The sequence below is a fragment of the Pseudofulvibacter geojedonensis genome (assembly GCF_042675745.1).
In the GTDB taxonomy this organism is placed as follows: domain Bacteria; phylum Bacteroidota; class Bacteroidia; order Flavobacteriales; family Flavobacteriaceae; genus Pseudofulvibacter; species Pseudofulvibacter geojedonensis.
On sequence record NZ_JBHTJM010000002.1, the window covers coordinates 411,166 to 426,458 of the forward strand.

17 protein-coding genes and 1 tRNA gene are annotated in these 15,293 nt (G+C 30.5%); 11 read left to right on the top strand and 7 right to left on the bottom strand.

Annotated elements, in window-relative coordinates:
- The first annotated feature begins 18 nt into the window (after positions 1-18).
- The 5 genes from ACFQ1O_RS02525 (at position 19) to ACFQ1O_RS02545 (ending at position 4,126) form a co-directional block, all read left to right on the top strand.
- Positions 19-924: a lysophospholipid acyltransferase family protein gene (locus tag ACFQ1O_RS02525; protein ID WP_377712972.1), complete on the top strand. Its 906-nt coding sequence runs from the start codon at positions 19-21 to the stop codon at positions 922-924.
- The gene (locus ACFQ1O_RS02530) at positions 921-1,589 is read left to right on the top strand and encodes an MIP/aquaporin family protein (protein WP_377712974.1); all 669 of its coding nucleotides are present in this window, start codon (positions 921-923) and stop codon (positions 1,587-1,589) included. The genes ACFQ1O_RS02525 and ACFQ1O_RS02530 overlap by 4 nt, the downstream gene beginning before the upstream one ends.
- A 97-nt stretch (positions 1,590-1,686) precedes the next feature.
- Positions 1,687-2,511 (top strand): OmpA family protein, encoded by an 825-nt coding sequence (locus ACFQ1O_RS02535; RefSeq protein WP_377712976.1) that lies wholly within the window; start codon positions 1,687-1,689, stop codon positions 2,509-2,511.
- A gap of 238 nt (positions 2,512-2,749) precedes the next feature.
- Positions 2,750-3,226 carry a glutathione peroxidase gene (locus ACFQ1O_RS02540; protein WP_377712978.1) on the top strand — a complete coding sequence of 159 codons (477 nt, stop codon included), beginning with the start codon at positions 2,750-2,752 and terminating at the stop codon, positions 3,224-3,226.
- A 42-nt stretch (positions 3,227-3,268) separates the two neighbouring features.
- The gene (locus ACFQ1O_RS02545; protein WP_377712980.1) at positions 3,269-4,126 is read left to right on the top strand and encodes an OmpA family protein; all 858 of its coding nucleotides are present in this window, start codon (positions 3,269-3,271) and stop codon (positions 4,124-4,126) included.
- Positions 4,127-4,138: 12 nt separating this feature from the next.
- On the opposite strand, the gene ACFQ1O_RS02550 is transcribed toward ACFQ1O_RS02545, so the two are convergent.
- The 4 genes from ACFQ1O_RS02550 to ACFQ1O_RS02565 all read right to left on the bottom strand — a co-directional run bounded on the left by ACFQ1O_RS02550 (position 4,139) and on the right by ACFQ1O_RS02565 (position 6,846).
- Complete coding sequence (locus tag ACFQ1O_RS02550) at positions 4,139-4,390, bottom strand: hypothetical protein (protein ID WP_377712982.1); 252 nt, start codon at positions 4,388-4,390, stop codon at positions 4,139-4,141.
- Between the two features lie 92 nt (positions 4,391-4,482).
- The gene (gene murA, locus ACFQ1O_RS02555) at positions 4,483-5,793 is read right to left on the bottom strand and encodes a UDP-N-acetylglucosamine 1-carboxyvinyltransferase (protein ID WP_377712984.1); all 1,311 of its coding nucleotides are present in this window, start codon (positions 5,791-5,793) and stop codon (positions 4,483-4,485) included.
- Positions 5,794-5,813: 20 nt separating this feature from the next.
- Positions 5,814-6,461: a DUF4290 domain-containing protein gene (locus ACFQ1O_RS02560; protein WP_377712986.1), complete on the bottom strand. Its 648-nt coding sequence runs from the start codon at positions 6,459-6,461 to the stop codon at positions 5,814-5,816.
- Between the two features lie 100 nt (positions 6,462-6,561).
- Positions 6,562-6,846 carry a DUF493 family protein gene (locus ACFQ1O_RS02565; protein ID WP_377712989.1) on the bottom strand — a complete coding sequence of 95 codons (285 nt, stop codon included), beginning with the start codon at positions 6,844-6,846 and terminating at the stop codon, positions 6,562-6,564.
- A 185-nt stretch (positions 6,847-7,031) separates the two neighbouring features.
- Between ACFQ1O_RS02565 and ACFQ1O_RS02570 the strand changes: the two genes are divergently transcribed.
- The 5 genes from ACFQ1O_RS02570 to ACFQ1O_RS02590 all read left to right on the top strand — a co-directional run bounded on the left by ACFQ1O_RS02570 (position 7,032) and on the right by ACFQ1O_RS02590 (position 11,740).
- Complete coding sequence (locus ACFQ1O_RS02570) at positions 7,032-7,571, top strand: AAA family ATPase (protein ID WP_377712992.1); 540 nt, start codon at positions 7,032-7,034, stop codon at positions 7,569-7,571.
- Entirely contained in the window at positions 7,571-9,472 is a 1,902-nt protein-coding gene (locus ACFQ1O_RS02575; RefSeq protein ID WP_377712994.1) for a RecQ family ATP-dependent DNA helicase, read from the top strand. The genes ACFQ1O_RS02570 and ACFQ1O_RS02575 overlap by 1 nt, the downstream gene beginning before the upstream one ends.
- A gap of 84 nt (positions 9,473-9,556) precedes the next feature.
- A complete protein-coding gene (gene fmt, locus ACFQ1O_RS02580) occupies positions 9,557-10,501 on the top strand; it encodes a methionyl-tRNA formyltransferase (RefSeq protein ID WP_377712996.1) in 945 nt (314 codons plus the stop codon).
- A gap of 189 nt (positions 10,502-10,690) precedes the next feature.
- On the top strand, positions 10,691-10,963 hold the full coding sequence (locus ACFQ1O_RS02585; RefSeq protein ID WP_377712998.1) for an HU family DNA-binding protein: 273 nt from the start codon (positions 10,691-10,693) through the stop codon (positions 10,961-10,963).
- 213 nt (positions 10,964-11,176) lie between these two features.
- On the top strand, positions 11,177-11,740 hold the full coding sequence (locus ACFQ1O_RS02590) for a YqgE/AlgH family protein (protein WP_377713001.1): 564 nt from the start codon (positions 11,177-11,179) through the stop codon (positions 11,738-11,740).
- Between the two features lie 3 nt (positions 11,741-11,743).
- On the opposite strand, the gene ACFQ1O_RS02595 is transcribed toward ACFQ1O_RS02590, so the two are convergent.
- Positions 11,744-12,583 (bottom strand): aminotransferase class IV, encoded by an 840-nt coding sequence (locus tag ACFQ1O_RS02595; protein ID WP_377713004.1) that lies wholly within the window; start codon positions 12,581-12,583, stop codon positions 11,744-11,746.
- Between the two features lie 54 nt (positions 12,584-12,637).
- Entirely contained in the window at positions 12,638-13,024 is a 387-nt protein-coding gene (locus ACFQ1O_RS02600) for an START-like domain-containing protein (RefSeq protein WP_377713224.1), read from the bottom strand.
- A gap of 209 nt (positions 13,025-13,233) precedes the next feature.
- On the opposite strand from ACFQ1O_RS02600, the gene ACFQ1O_RS02605 reads away from it, so the two are divergent.
- Positions 13,234-13,310 (top strand) — tRNA-Met (locus tag ACFQ1O_RS02605).
- 286 nt (positions 13,311-13,596) lie between these two features.
- Here ACFQ1O_RS02605 and ACFQ1O_RS02610 read toward each other — a convergent pair.
- Positions 13,597-15,072, bottom strand: a complete 1,476-nt coding sequence (locus tag ACFQ1O_RS02610) for a T9SS type A sorting domain-containing protein (RefSeq protein WP_377713007.1) — start codon at positions 15,070-15,072, stop codon at positions 13,597-13,599.
- Positions 15,073-15,293: the final 221 nt, after the last annotated feature.

Sequence of the window (15,293 nt, forward strand, 5' to 3'; positions counted from 1 at the left end):
ACACTATATTTGCACTCAATGAAAAAGACCTTACACTTTTTAGCCTATATAATTGGTTTTCCTATACTTTGGACTATTTCGGTATTACCTTTTCCTATTTTTTATCTTTTTTCCGATTTAATTTTCGTCTTAGTATTTCATATTATTGGATATAGAAAAAAAGTAGTTTATAATAACATTAAACTTGTTTTTCCAGACAAATCAGATAAAGAAATTCTTTTAATAAGAAAAAAGTTTTACAAGCACATGTGCGATATGTTTTTAGAAATGATAAAAACTATGTCGATGTCTGAAGCTGAAATGCGCAAGCGCTTTCAAATAACCAATATTCCTTATATTCAAGATTTAGAAAAGCGTAAAAACATTATGTTAATGGCTTCACATTATGCTAGTTGGGAATGGGGCATTATTCTTCAACGAGATATAGAAGCAAAAGCTTTTGGTGTTTATAAGAGAATTAGAAACCCTCATTTTGATAAATTAGTAAAAAATATTCGGGCAAAATACAATTCTGTTTTAATCAACACCAAAGAAACCATACCTACAGTTTTAAGTAATCACAGAAAAGGTATAAAAGCTATTTATGGTTTTGTGAGCGATCAATCTCCTAAACTGAATAAAGCATTACATTGGGTTGATTTTATGAATATAAATGTACCTGCATTTACCGGAGCAGAAATGTTGGCTAAAAAATGTGATCTAGCTGTTTGTTATTTTAAAGTAGAAAAGATTAAACGAGGGTATTATAAAGCTACTTATATTCCTTTAGCTGAAAACCCTAAAGAGCTTGACAATTATGAAATTACTGATTTGTTTATTAAAGAGCTTGAAAAACAGCTTATAGAAGCTCCAGAATATTATCTTTGGACTCATAAACGTTGGAAACACAGAGGTAAAAATCCTAATCAGAAAGCAACATCATGAATTTAAAACAATATATAGCTGAACTAATAGGTACATTTACTCTTGTATTTTGCGGATGTGGAGCAATTGTAACCAATGAATTTTCTAACGGTACAGTAACACACTCTGGTATAGCCTTAACGTTTGGCCTAATTGTTATGGCTTTAATTTATGCATTTGGTGAAATATCTGGTGCTCATTTTAACCCAGCTGTTACCATTGCATTTACCTATGCTAAAAAATTTCCCTTAAAAGAAGTTCCCAAATACATTCTTGCTCAATGTACAGGTGCCATTGCTGCTGCAGGTTTATTACTAATTTTTTTTCCTACAAACGAACTCCTAGGAACTACGCTTCCCTCTATAGATACTTGGAGAGTGTTTTTATTTGAAGTTATTTTAACCTTTTTCCTAATGCTCGTTATTATCAACGTATCTACTGGTTCTAAGGAAACAGGTATTATGGCAGGTATTGCAATAGGAGCTGTAGTATGGTTAGAGGCGCAATTTGCTGGTCCCATTACTGGCGCTTCAATGAATCCAGCTCGCTCTATTGGTCCCGCTCTCGTTTCTGGCCACTTAGAACATATATGGATTTATATATTTGCACCTATTATTGGAGCTGTATTAGCTGTAATTAGCTGTAAACTCGTTAAAGATGATCAATGTTGTGACAGCAAATGTTAAATTTACCATTCAACAATTTTATTAGTCTATTCATCTAGTAGATTATTGTTCTCATTCTATTTTTTGTAGCTTTTCTGTATTCAAAAGCATTATAATTATGAGAACTATTATTTTAACTTGCTTATTAGCAACCGGTTTTCTCTATTCCCAAACAGTTACTCACACTGTATATTTTAATAGAAACTCTGATAAACTAGAATTATTAAACGAAAAAAAGCTTCGTGTTTTTATGGCAAAAACCGATAGCATAGCTGTAGATTCTATTAATATAAATGGTTATTCTGATTACTTAGGACACAAAGAGTACAATGATATACTTTCGCAAAAGAGAGCAGATAATATCAAAAACTTCTTACTTAGTGAACATAAAAAATCTGTTATAAACAGAACTGTAAACACTAGAGGTTTAGGAGAAGTTTATGCTCCTTTTACTCCACCTGAAGGAGTAGCTGAACATAGAAAAGTTGAAATTGTTTTTTATCAGACTCCAAAACGATACAGCATTAACCAAAGAAACACTACAAAAGTTTTTGTTTCGGAAGAGGGAATGAGATTTAATCAAGTATATGTTTTAGAAAAAGTACATTTTATAGGAAATGAACCAGAACTTATAGAAGCATCTATACCTCAACTAGAAGACTTCTATAACCAAATTAAACAGATAAAAACTAAATTTAAGTTAGTTATTAAAGGGCATATATGCTGTTTAGATGAAGATGCAACAGAAGATGACAAATTATTTTCTCAAGCTTTATCTACAGCTAGAGCTTTGCGAATACAAGATTATTTAGTAAAAAAAGGGATCCCAAAAGAATATATCGAATATAAAGGATATAGCTTTGATGAACCTTTAGTATATCCTGAACTTACTGATAGCGATAGACAAATCAATAGACGAGTAGAAGCTATTGTTTATAAATAATATTTATTAATTGAATTAACGCCACTAAAAGGAATAACTAGCAATTATGTTTTACAATAGCTGGTTATTCCTTTTTTATTTTACTTTTCTGAAAAGTATAGCATACAGGAAGAATACTGCATGCTTTCCTTGAAGTAATTCAATAAAAAGTAATTCCTAATTCTTTATTGATTTTTTATACTACTTATAAAGCTCGATTTTTAATAGTAACTTTATCTCTACCAAGAAAAATATAGATATGGATCTTTACTCAATACAAATCAATTCTTTACAAGGAAAGCCTATTGATTTATCAGACTATCAAGGAAAGAAAATTTTATTCGTAAATGTAGCATCAGAGTGTGGTTTTACAAAACAATATAAGGCATTGCAAAAACTCTATGAAGACTATAATGACCAACTTATGGTTATTGGAGTTCCTTGTAATCAGTTTGGCAGACAAGAACCTGGGTCTGCAGACGATATAGAAAATTTTTGTAGTCTTAATTACGGAGTTACTTTTTTAATTACTGAAAAGATTGATGTAAAAGGTGCTGATCAGCACCCACTTTATCAATGGCTAACCAAAAAAAAGTTAAACAAAATGAAGAATTCTAATGTTAAATGGAACTTTCAGAAATACCTGGTTGATGAAAATGGTTCTTTAATAGACTATTATTACTCAATCACTAAACCTAATAGCAGAAAAATCACAAAACATTTAAATCTACAATAGCATTATTAAATATTAATTTAAATAACTACATTAGTGGTTATTATGCTCACTCCAAAAAAAATATCCGTTTTATTTTTTGCTCTAATTTGCTCTCAACTAAGTTCAATAGCTCAAGTAAAAAAACCAGATAGCCTACAATTATTTTTTGATAGTGCTAAACATACGATTACTCCAGAGCATCAAGAAAAGATTGCAGCGTTTTTTAAAAACATACAAACAGATGATGTTCAACGTATTAGAATAAAAGGGTATACAGATTTTGTTGGTAATCACGTCTATAACAATAAACTTTCTAAAAAGCGTGCTAATAGTGCATACCAATATATTATAAGTAATTATAGTTTTAAAGCCATTGCGCAACAAGGCTTAGGAGAAGTAGACGATGAAGATGAATTTACAGAGGTAGCAGAGGGTAATAGCCAACACCGTAAAGTAGATATTATTCTATCTTATGAACCTCCTAAAAGAATTCAACTTAATCTTACTAGAAAACAAAAATACCTAGCCAGAATACCAACATTAAGTAAAGGAGAAAAAATTAGACTTAAAAACATTTTTTTTCAGATAAGTACAGCCATTCCTGTTAAAGATTCTAAAGAAGACATAGATGGATTGTATAAAGTTTTAAAAGCTTACCCTAAACTTAAGTTTGAAATTCAAGGGCATGTTTGTTGCGGAACCAAAGAAGAATACGAATCCAAAGAAGCAACAGAAGGCAACTTAAAGTTATCTACTAATAGAGCTAAAGCTGTTTACAATGGTTTATTAAAAAAAGGAATTAAAGAATCGCGTTTAAACTTTATCGGGCACGCTTTTACAAGACCATTAGAATTCCCTGAAGATACTGTTGACAAACAAAAAGAAAACAGACGGATAGAAATAAAAATTGTTAGCAAATAATATATAAAGAAATTAATTACTCTTTCCAATATCATCAATTTCTAATGTATTTACATTTGGCTCTTTTTTAGTCCATTTTTTAGCATATTTAAACAATAAAAATATTGGTATTACAAATAGTGCTAATCCAACTAATTGTCCAATAGTGTAAGGTATATCCCTAAAATTTAGACGCTTAAAAAAACCTGGAAGAGTACCAAACACAACTACTATACTCAGAAAAAACCCTAAAATGTAAAATAAAACTCCTAATATTTTTTTCATTATAATGTTCTTATATTTCTTTCTAGCTAAAACAAAAAGACCCTTAAGTTTACAGAAACTTAAAGGCCTAATATTATAATAAAGTCATTAATTTAAGCCGTTCTTACAATTTTAGCTCCAATAGCTTTTAATCTTCCATCAATATTTTCATAACCACGATCTATTTGCTCTATATTATGAATGGTACTTGTTCCTTTAGCAGACAAAGCAGCTATTAACAACGAAATTCCAGCTCTAATGTCAGGAGATACCATAGTAGTAGCTTTTAACTGAGATTTAAAATCGTGACCAATTACAGAAGCTCTATGCGGATCACAAAGTATAATCTTTGCTCCCATATCTATTAGTTTATCTACAAAAAACAATCTACTTTCAAACATTTTTTGGTGTATTAATACACTTCCTCTAGCTTGTGTAGCAATCACTAAAACAATACTCAATAAATCAGGTGTAAAACCTGGCCAAGGAGCATCTGCAATTGTTAAAATAGATCCATCAATATAATTTTGAATTTCATACCCGTCCTTATGTTCAGGTATATAGATATCGTCTCCTCTTTTCTCTAAAGTTATTCCTAACTTTCTAAAAACAGTAGGGATGTTTCCTAGGTTCTCCCAACTAACATTTTTAATAGTTAATTCACTTTTTGTCATGGCAGCTAAACCAATCCAGCTACCTATTTCAATCATATCAGGTAATACTGTATGGTCGCAACCTCCTAGAGCTTCAACTCCTTCTATCGATAATAAGTTAGAACCTACTCCGCTAATCTTAGCTCCCATTCTATTCAACATTTTACATAACTGCTGCAAATAAGGTTCACAAGCAGCATTGTAAATAGTAGTTGTTCCTTTAGCCAAAACAGCAGCCATTACAATATTAGCTGTACCCGTAACAGAAGCTTCATCTAACAACATGTAAGTTCCTTGTAACTCGTCTGCTTCTACTCCATAAAAATACTCTTCACGATTGTAACGAAATTTAGCTCCTAATTTTATAAAACCTTCAAAGTGGGTATCTAATCTTCGTCTACCTATTTTATCTCCTCCAGGTTTAGGGATGTATCCTTTACCAAAACGAGCTAACAACGGACCAACAATCATAATAGAACCTCTTAAAGAACTTCCTTCCTTTTTAAATTCTGGAGATTCTAAATACTTAAGATTTAAATCATCTGCCTGAAACGAATACGATCCATGTGCTAGCTTTTGTATTTTCACTCCTAAGTTACCTAATAAACTTATTAGTTTATTAATATCTATAATATCCGGAATGTTATGGATGGTTACTTTTTCTGGTGTTAATAACACCGCACATAAAATTTGTAAAGCTTCATTTTTTGCTCCTTGAGGTTGGATTTCTCCTTTTAACTGGTGTCCCCCTTCTATTTGAAATGTTCCCATTTAATATTGTAAAGTCTAGTTTAGTAACGTTTTCTGTTGGTGTTTCTACCCTTATTCCTATTTGAGTTTTTGTTAGATTGTTGCCCTTGACGTTTTCTGTTCTTCATTAAACTACCCGATTCAGACAATACAATTTCAGAAGATCTTAAGTCTAATCCCCCGTTAGACAATTCATATAAATGATTAAAAATAACATCGTCTTCAACAGTATCTTTATTCCAGTTTAAAAAGCATTTCTTCATATGATTACATATAGTCATAATTAATGCTTCTTTCAACTCCCCATCTTCCCATTCTAAAGCTACATCAATCATTCGCTTGATATTATTTCCATAAAAACGGTACTTTGGAAAATTTTGAGGATACTCTAAAGGTTCTGGTCTCTCTTCTAAAAGTTCTTTAGATGGCTTAGGAAAAGGTGATTCTACATCGAGTTTAAAATTAGAAATAATAAACAATTGATCCCATAGCTTATGCTGAAAATCTGGAACATCTCTTAAGTGAGGGTTTAAATTCCCCATTACAGCAATAATAGCTTTAGCTACTTTATTTCTTTCTGCTTCATCCTCTATAGAAGTAGCATAATCAACCATTTTTTGAATATGCCTACCATATTCAGGTATAATTAATTTACTACGTTCTGTATTATATTCTATATTATCTATCAAAATATGTTGAAATTAAAACTAGCTCCAAGAGCTTAGGAAGTAAATGATGTTTGCAAAGTACACATTTTTAAGGAATTTCTTTGCTCGAACAAGTAAAAAATTACAAGGAAATAATTCCTTCTACCATAGAAACCTCTTTGTATTTTTCTATAATAGCATCTGCAGATTTCATTGATACTTGAATAGATATACTGGTATATTTGCCATTTTTAGACAATTTGGTATTTATTGAAGCTCCCATATTATCAAAATAACCAAAAACTTCTTCTTTTTGTTTCCCTTCTGTAGATACTATAAACTTGTATAAATATGTGGTTGGAAAAGTTGTAGTATCTTCTAATTGAGCTTTTAATTTTTTATAAAATTCTTCTGATTTTGAGGTCATTTCTTTTACTAATTTGAGCTTACAAATATAAGCTTAATTCCACCAATATCTTACTTTATATCTCTAAGTTTAAAACATACATTGCTTCTCAAGTCATATTAAGCAGATATTTCTACCATTTTACACTTAATATGGTGTTTTTTAAGTATTTTGCCCTTTTATTTCCCAAAAATAAATTTCGAATAATGAAGAGAGTTATATTAACCGGTGGACCTGGAACAGGAAAAACAACCATAATTAGCACTTTAAAGAAAAGAGGTTTTGTTTGTTTTCCTGAAATTTCAAGAGAAATTATTTTAGAAGCTCAAAAAACAAGAAACATCGATCAATTGTTTTTATCTCATCCTGATGAATTTAATGAAAAATTACTGTCTGGAAGAATTCAACAGTTTAAAAACTGCGAACAATATAAACCTAATACAGTATTTATAGACAGAGCTTTACCAGACATTGTTGCTTATAATGATTATGTTAAGGTTTCTTCTTCTAAAGAAGTAATTAATGCTGTAAATGAATATCGTTACGATTTTGTGTTTATATTCCCTCCTTGGGAAAGCATTTATAAAAATGACAATGAACGTTATGAAAGCTTTGAAGAAGCTCAGAAAATTCATGAAAGCCTAAAAGCTACTTACATAGATTTGGGCTATGAAGTTTGTGAAGTACCTATTGGAAATGTTGAAGAAAGAGCTAATTACATATTAAATGTTATTGAATATTCTTAGTGAACAAAACTCCTTTAGACATACTAAAACAATATTGGGACTACCATAAGTTTAGACCGTTACAAGAAGAGGCTATTATTAATGCCATTAATAAAAAAGATGGTTTTGTTCTTCTGCCTACTGGAGGTGGTAAATCTATCTGTTATCAAATACCTGCTTTGTTACAAGAAGGAATCTGTTTGGTTATTTCGCCTTTAATAGCCTTAATGAAAGATCAAGTTCAAAGTTTAAACTCTAAGGGTATAAAAGCCTTAATGCTAGATAGCTCTTTACATTTTTCAGATATCGATAGAGAGCTTAATAATTGTTTATATGGTAACTATAAATTCTTATACCTATCACCCGAACGTTTACAATCAGACTTGATTTTAGAACGCTTAAAGTTATTTAATATTAATTTAATAGCTGTAGATGAGGCTCATTGTATATCTCAATGGGGAAGTGATTTTAGGCCAGCCTATTCTTTAATTCAAAAAGTTAGAGATATACAACCTCTAACTCCTATTATAGCACTAACTGGTAGTGCAAGGCCTCAAGTTGTAAAAGACATTATTAACAACCTTCAATTAAAGAATCCCAATGTTTTTAGCAGCTCTTTTAAAAGAGAGAACTTGGCATATATGGTGTTTAAAACTTCAGACAAATACCATAAATTGAATAAAATTCTGAAAAAAAATCCTGAATCTTCAATTATCTATGTTCGGAACAGGAAAAAAACGCAAGAACTCAGTAAATATTTAAATCAGCAAGGATTTTATAGCAGCTACTATCATGGCGGATTAACACCCCAAGAAAAAGAACAACATTTTAATGATTGGAAGTTAAATCAAGTACAAGTAATGGTGGCTACCAATGCTTTTGGAATGGGTATAGATAAATCTAATGTTAAAACAGTTATCCATTTAAATTTAACCGAAAACTTAGAAAATTACTATCAAGAAGCTGGGCGTGCAGGAAGAAATAATAAAAAAGCCTTCGCTATTACTCTTTACGATGATAGCGATATACATCGATTAGAAAATCAATTTTTAGCTTCATTACCCAATAGTTCTGATTTAAAAATTATTTACAGAAAGTTGTGTAGTTATTTAGGTGTCGCATACCAAGAAGGAGAACATACTACTCACGACTTTAACATATATTCTTTTTGTAATCATTATCAATTCAGTATTAACAAAACAGTCAATGCTCTTAATTTTTTAGATAGACAAGGCATACTTAGATTCTCTAAAAATTTCAAACACCAAACAGAGATTCAATTTGTTATTGATAACTATAATCTAACTCAATATATTAGCACTCATAAACATCACAATGCTATTATTAATTGTATTTTAAGAAAATACGGCGGAGCATTTGAAAGCAATATTAAAATTGATCTTAACTTTATTACCCAACAGTTAAATATTGACAAAGAAGAGGTTAAAAATCAGTTAAACTCTTTAAAACAAAATGGAATTATAGAACTGAAATTATATGACTCTGATATAACACTCACTTTTTTAGAACCTAGAGAAGACGACAATACCATTAACAGAGTATCTAAGTATTTAAAACAGCAAAACAAACTAAAACAAGACCAAATAGAGTCTGTTAAACAATACATATTAAATACTAAATCTTGTAAACAAAATGAGTTGTTGAAATATTTTGGAGAAGAAAACTTAACAGATTGTGGTATTTGCTCTTACTGCCTTTCAGATAAATTACCAAAAGAAAAAATATCTCCAGATTTTTTACAGAATCAAATTTTAACTTTACTTCAGCAAGCAAATTACTCTTCTAAAGAATTACTAGACATTCTAGATTGTAATGAAACAGATTTAATAAACAATCTAAGTGCCTTATTAGATGTTTCAAAAATTAAGTTAACTAGTAATGCTAAATATAGTATTTCTTAACTGTACATTTTAGAAAAAAGTATTTATAAATCATCCTGTACATTTATTTTCTTTAACTTATTTTTGAGCTTTTAATTTAAGTGTATGAAAGATTTAAGAATTGTTTTTTTAGGAACTCCTGATTTTGCTGTAGCTTCTCTTAAAGCTGTTTTAGAAGAAGGGTATAATGTTGTGGGTGTTATTACAGCACCCGACAAACCAGCTGGAAGAGGAAGAAAGTTAAACCAATCTGCTGTAAAACAATTTGCTCAAAAAAAAGGCTTGCCTATTTTACAACCTACTTATTTAAAAGATGAAAAATTCTTAGCAGAGCTTAAAGCATTAAATGCCAACTTACAAATCATTGTTGCCTTTAGAATGTTACCCAAAGTAGTATGGGACATGCCAGAACATGGTACTTTTAATCTGCATGCTTCATTATTACCAAATTACAGAGGTGCAGCCCCAATTAATTGGGCTATTATGAATGGAGAAACACAAACTGGTGTTACAACTTTTTTTATTGATGAAGAAATAGATACTGGAGCTATTATCATGCAAGAGCATTCAATTATAGGACCAAGTGAATCTGCTGGAGAATTACACGACAAATTAATGTACCAAGGTAGTCAACTTGTAATAAAAACTGTTAAAGCCATTCAAAATGATTTGGTAAGCGCCACTATTCAACCTGAAACAGAAGACATAAAAACTGCTTACAAAATTCATAAACATACATGCAAAATAGATTGGAGTGAATCTATTGATGCTATACACAACAAAATTAGAGGTTTGAGTCCCTATCCTGCTGCTTGGAGTAACTTATATAATAATGAAGAATCTACTTTAAAAATTTATGAAGCAGAAAAAGTAATTGAACCTCACCAGTTAGAAACTGGTACCATAGTTAGTAACAAAAATTCAGTAAAAGTTGCTGTTAAAGAAGGGTTTCTAGACCTTAAGTTAGTTCAATTACCAGGCAAAAGAAAAATGGAAGTAAAATCTTTATTAAATGGTTATTCTTTTAATACAAATGCAAAAATGCTCTAAAGCCTTGCTATTACTGACATAAGCAAAAAACAACGTTTTCACCTCACATTTGTTAACAATTCGTTAAAGTTATTAACAAAATAGGCGTTTTCCCTTGGTTTTACTTGCGTGAGAGCAAAATCCGTATAAATTTGTATAGGAATTGGAAAATTAATTCCAACCAACATTAATAATTTAAAATTTATTCTTATGAACAAAACGCAATTAATCGACTCGATGGCAGCTGACGCTGGAATTTCTAAAGCTTCTGCTAAAAAAGCATTAGAATCTTTCTTAGGAAATGTTGAAGGATCTTTAAAGTCTGGTAACAGAGTATCTTTAGTAGGATTTGGATCTTGGTCTGTTTCTAACAGAGCAGCAAGAGAAGGAAGAAACCCTCAAACTGGTAAGACGATCAAAATCGCTGCTAAAAATGTTGTAAAGTTCAAGGCTGGATCTGATTTAGGTAAAGCAGTAAACTAATATTACTACATAAAATAACGAAAGCCTTTCTATTTTTAGAAAGGCTTTTTTTATACTACTATCCTAATTGCTTTAATTTAACTAATTGCTTTTTACATAGTTAAAAATCAAATATTTAACAACTATTCGCATATAGTTATAACTTATATTCATTTTATAAATTATGTAATATGCTTTTTTTTTAGTAGCTTTAATTAACAAAATTTTATAAAAATGATTTCTTTAAAGCCAGAAAAAGGCCATTTATTAATTGCAGAACCATCTATTATTGGCGATTTATCGTTTAATAGATCTGTAATTTTATTGGCTGAACACACAGAAACGGGCTCTATTGGATTCATCTTGAACAAACCTTTAGATTTTTCTTTGCAAGAACTGATCCCCAAACTTAAGCAAGATTTTAAAGTTTATAATGGAGGACCCGTAGAGCAAGACAATCTTTACTTTATTCATAAAGTACCCAATTTAATACCCAATAGTATTGAAATTACTGAAGGCATTTATTGGGGTGGCGATTTTGATACTGTTTGCGAACTTATAAACAACAAAGAGTTAGATGATAAAGACATACGATTCTTTTTAGGTTATTCAGGCTGGGCAGCAGACCAGTTAGCCGATGAGTTTAATTCTAACTCATGGTTTGTAGTAGAAAACAAATACAAAAATGCCATTATAGAGAAAAACTACAATGCTACTTTTTGGAAAGAGAAAATGATTGAGTTAGGTGGTGATTACCTAATATGGTCTAATGCACCAGAAAACCCTACACTTAATTAAGTATTAACCTAAAAGAATTTTAGCATTTAACCGTTTTACTAAATCGGTAGCTAAACTATTGCTATATTCTTTTTTTCGGTATTTACTTATACTAACAACACCTTTTATAACATTGCTTATAAAAAGTTCGTCTGCTTGTTGTAATTCAAAAGGAGATATGCTTGCTTCTTCTATAGTTATATTTTCTTTAACAGTAAGCAATTCTATTATTTGTTTTCTCATAATACCTTTAATACAACCATCAGACAGCAAAGGAGTTTTTACTACATTTCCTTTAACTAAAAACAAATTACCGTTTATAGCCTCTACAACTTTTTTATCACTGTTGAGTAACAAACAATTACTCAAACTATTTTCCTGAGCATAAACACTAGCAATAACATTTAAAATTCTATTATTCGTTTTTAAAGTTGATAGTAACTGAGGTGTTATATAATGATCTTTAAACAAGCCTACTTCATAAGTAGTATCATTTAAAATATAGTTTCTATCTGGTAAAGCAGAAGCTTCTATTACAAAACCTACATCGTTAGACTTTGGCAAATACAACCCTTCTGCATCCCTATAAACGGTTAATCTTACTCTTACGGCAGATTGGAGTAAATCTTTTCTCTTAATTAATTTTTTAATCTCAAACTCAATATTTTCCATAGTATATACCATAGGTATTTCCATACGCATAATACGCATAGAGGCCATTAACCTAAAGTAATGATCTTCAAAAAAAAGAATTTTACCATCTATTACCTTTAACGTTTCAAAAACGGCGTCGCCAAATTTAAATCCCCTATTATTTTGGTTAATAACAGCTTCTTCTACTATATTTCTATTAAAGTTTATCATAAAAAAATGCCCTAAAAAATAGGGCAAATATACGGTATTCTATGAGTTCTTTTACTAAACTGATCCCAAAACCTTTTTCAAACTTGAAATCTGATTATCCCATAACATTTTATCTTCTTCCATATCGTCATCATCAGAAAAATCAGTAACCATTAATGATACATCTTTGGTTATCTCATCTACCTGAATACGCATTTCAAAATAATAGTCTTCTCCCTCATCTTCTACCCATTGAAAACGGATTTTATCTTCAGCTTTTTTGGTCAACATTTTAGCCTCTTCCTCACTTCCGTCCCATATAAAAGTAAACATCTCTCCTCTAGAATTTACATTATCTGCATACCATTCACTTAACCCCGAAGGAGTAGATATGTATTGAAATAATAACTTTGGAGATGCGTGAATTGGGAACTCTAATTCATACTTTTCTTTCATCTGTATTCTTTACAATTTAAATTTTAATAATTGGTCAGATAAAATGTACTGTATTTAATATAGTTAGATAAACAAACACAGCCACTTCATAGCTTATTTTTTGACAATATATTGATTTCTATTGAAAGATTAAAAAAAAAAATGAAAGTATTTTTTAGCTATTAATGTTGTGGGATTTAATATTGTTGTTATATTTGCACTCGCCTAACGAAAACGGCGTGGTAGCTCAGTTGGTTAGAGCGCCTGATTCATACTCAGGAGGTCGGCAGTTCGAGTCTGCCTCACGCTACCAAAGGACAATCAATATGATTGTCCTTTTTTTGTTTTATATAATTTCTTTGTTATTTCTGAGACAAACTTAAAAACTGAATTTATTCTAATGATCAATAACAGTCATTTTTCCAGATCTATCTCAATTAATCTAAAAATAGTCAAAACCTCAGTTTGAAATATACAACTTGATTTATGAGCATGAGAGAGTAGCTATGGTATTTGGACATTGAGGTAGTTCTTATCGTTTCAAAAATTAGATATATTTGAAAAAGAACAGAAATAATACTACAGTACCTATTAAGCTTTTATAACTTCAGTACTCTCTTAGTAATAACATTATCTTTTCTAAAGATTTTCAAAAAATAAACTCCCGATGCCTCATTCAATTTAAATTGTATATACTTATCTACAATTGGCAGGCTTTTAACAAATCTACCCATAAAATCAAACACTTGAATTCTGCCATTGAGCAGCTTATCATTTTCTATTAAAAGATTAACTATATCTGAAGTTGGGTTCGAATACACTATAATGCTATTGGTTACTTCTTCTTCATCTACTGATAAAACATCTATAGTAACATCTTCTACATTTGACTGTCCTGATTCATTAAAGGATCTATCTAAGGCTGTTACATAATAAGAATACAATCCTGTTCCCACAGTATTATCTACATAATTATTAGTTCTTAAGCCTGAAACCAACTCCGTATAAGCCTCATTATTGGTAGAACGATAAACAGTATACGTATCAAATGCTTCATCTGCAGAAGCATCCCAATTTAACGATACTCCCTCATTTTGTTCAATTGCCACAAGATTGGTTAAAGAATTAGGAGCTATATCATCTATAGTCATAAAAAAATAATCATTAGCTAAAGTTGAGCTGCCCTCATAAACCTCATAACCTGCTTGAATTGACTTAATCCATAATGATGGTTCTGCTACCTTTTCATTGGCCAAATTGAGTTCATCTTGTGTTAGTGTTAAATATTGTATATAATCTTTAGTGCAATCTATAAACAATTTTAAGGAATGATCTAAATTAGGAATAGGGTTTTCATTATCTATTGGTATAAACTTAATATGAACCTTGTTGTTTTTATGTTCTTTTGGGTGACCTTCCGGATAGTCGAAAAACTTATAACGTACGGCCCAACTATAAGCTACTCCGTTTATATACAAAACAAAGGGTTTTATACTATTATCGGTATTTCGAGCAAAATACCAATAACGTCCACCTGGATTCGCTAAATCTGTAAAACTGTCTTGTTGATAGCTAATATGCTGTATTACCAAGTCATAATCTCTGTTAGTAGCAACAGGTGCAGATGTTTCTGATCCGCTATCGAAAATAACGTTGATTGTGGCCCACCATTTATCGTCTGCATCATTAGCATTTGTTTGACTCGTTTTCCAGTTAATTCTCAAGTTATGAGCTAAATCTTGAATTTGTATTGGCATACCACAAACCGATCTATTCCCTGGATAGTATACTCCACCAACCTTAAAACCACCAATACCTCCATTTGGATATCCATCAAAACTAGTTCCACCCTGATTGGTATAATTAATACTAAATGCTGCCCCTTTAGTATCGATTTCAGACGGATTATAGGTCATTGGCGAATTCTCATCGTGCAATGGATTTGTTAATCCGTAATTATGATTGGGTTTAATCATTGTGTTTTGGCTGGCTACTGTAGTAACTTGGGCTAAAGTAATTTGAACACATGCAATATTTAAAAGTATTGCATAGCTAAATAGATCAATGTATTTCATTATGAATTATATTTTTGAGAATAATAGTCTTGATAATACTTTTGAAAAGTTTCTTTTATTTTAAAATAATTAGGTTATTCATTACACATAAGCTTTTAATCTAGTAAATCTAACTCAACAATTGGTATTTCCTTAAATAAATGAGGATACTTGGGTTGTAGCAAATATTTATCTTATAAAAGTGAAGTAAGCCTTACTACTAAAATTAGTCCAATGCTAAA

Coding starts and splice junctions, on each gene's coding strand:
- ACFQ1O_RS02565 (WP_377712989.1), bottom strand. CDS start 6,846: ATGACCTCAAAATCAGAAGAATTTTATAAAAAATTAAAAGCTCAATTA.
- ACFQ1O_RS02610 (WP_377713007.1), bottom strand. CDS start 15,072: ATGAAATACATTGATCTATTTAGCTATGCAATACTTTTAAATATTGCA.
- ACFQ1O_RS02570 (WP_377712992.1), top strand. CDS start 7,032: ATGAAGAGAGTTATATTAACCGGTGGACCTGGAACAGGAAAAACAACC.
- ACFQ1O_RS02530 (WP_377712974.1), top strand. CDS start 921: ATGAATTTAAAACAATATATAGCTGAACTAATAGGTACATTTACTCTT.
- ACFQ1O_RS02595 (WP_377713004.1), bottom strand. CDS start 12,583: ATGATAAACTTTAATAGAAATATAGTAGAAGAAGCTGTTATTAACCAA.
- ACFQ1O_RS02525 (WP_377712972.1), top strand. CDS start 19: ATGAAAAAGACCTTACACTTTTTAGCCTATATAATTGGTTTTCCTATA.
- ACFQ1O_RS02585 (WP_377712998.1), top strand. CDS start 10,691: ATGAACAAAACGCAATTAATCGACTCGATGGCAGCTGACGCTGGAATT.
- ACFQ1O_RS02535 (WP_377712976.1), top strand. CDS start 1,687: ATGAGAACTATTATTTTAACTTGCTTATTAGCAACCGGTTTTCTCTAT.
- ACFQ1O_RS02545 (WP_377712980.1), top strand. CDS start 3,269: ATGCTCACTCCAAAAAAAATATCCGTTTTATTTTTTGCTCTAATTTGC.
- ACFQ1O_RS02550 (WP_377712982.1), bottom strand. CDS start 4,390: ATGAAAAAAATATTAGGAGTTTTATTTTACATTTTAGGGTTTTTTCTG.
- ACFQ1O_RS02540 (WP_377712978.1), top strand. CDS start 2,750: ATGGATCTTTACTCAATACAAATCAATTCTTTACAAGGAAAGCCTATT.
- murA (WP_377712984.1), bottom strand. CDS start 5,793: ATGGGAACATTTCAAATAGAAGGGGGACACCAGTTAAAAGGAGAAATC.
- ACFQ1O_RS02590 (WP_377713001.1), top strand. CDS start 11,177: ATGATTTCTTTAAAGCCAGAAAAAGGCCATTTATTAATTGCAGAACCA.
- fmt (WP_377712996.1), top strand. CDS start 9,557: ATGAAAGATTTAAGAATTGTTTTTTTAGGAACTCCTGATTTTGCTGTA.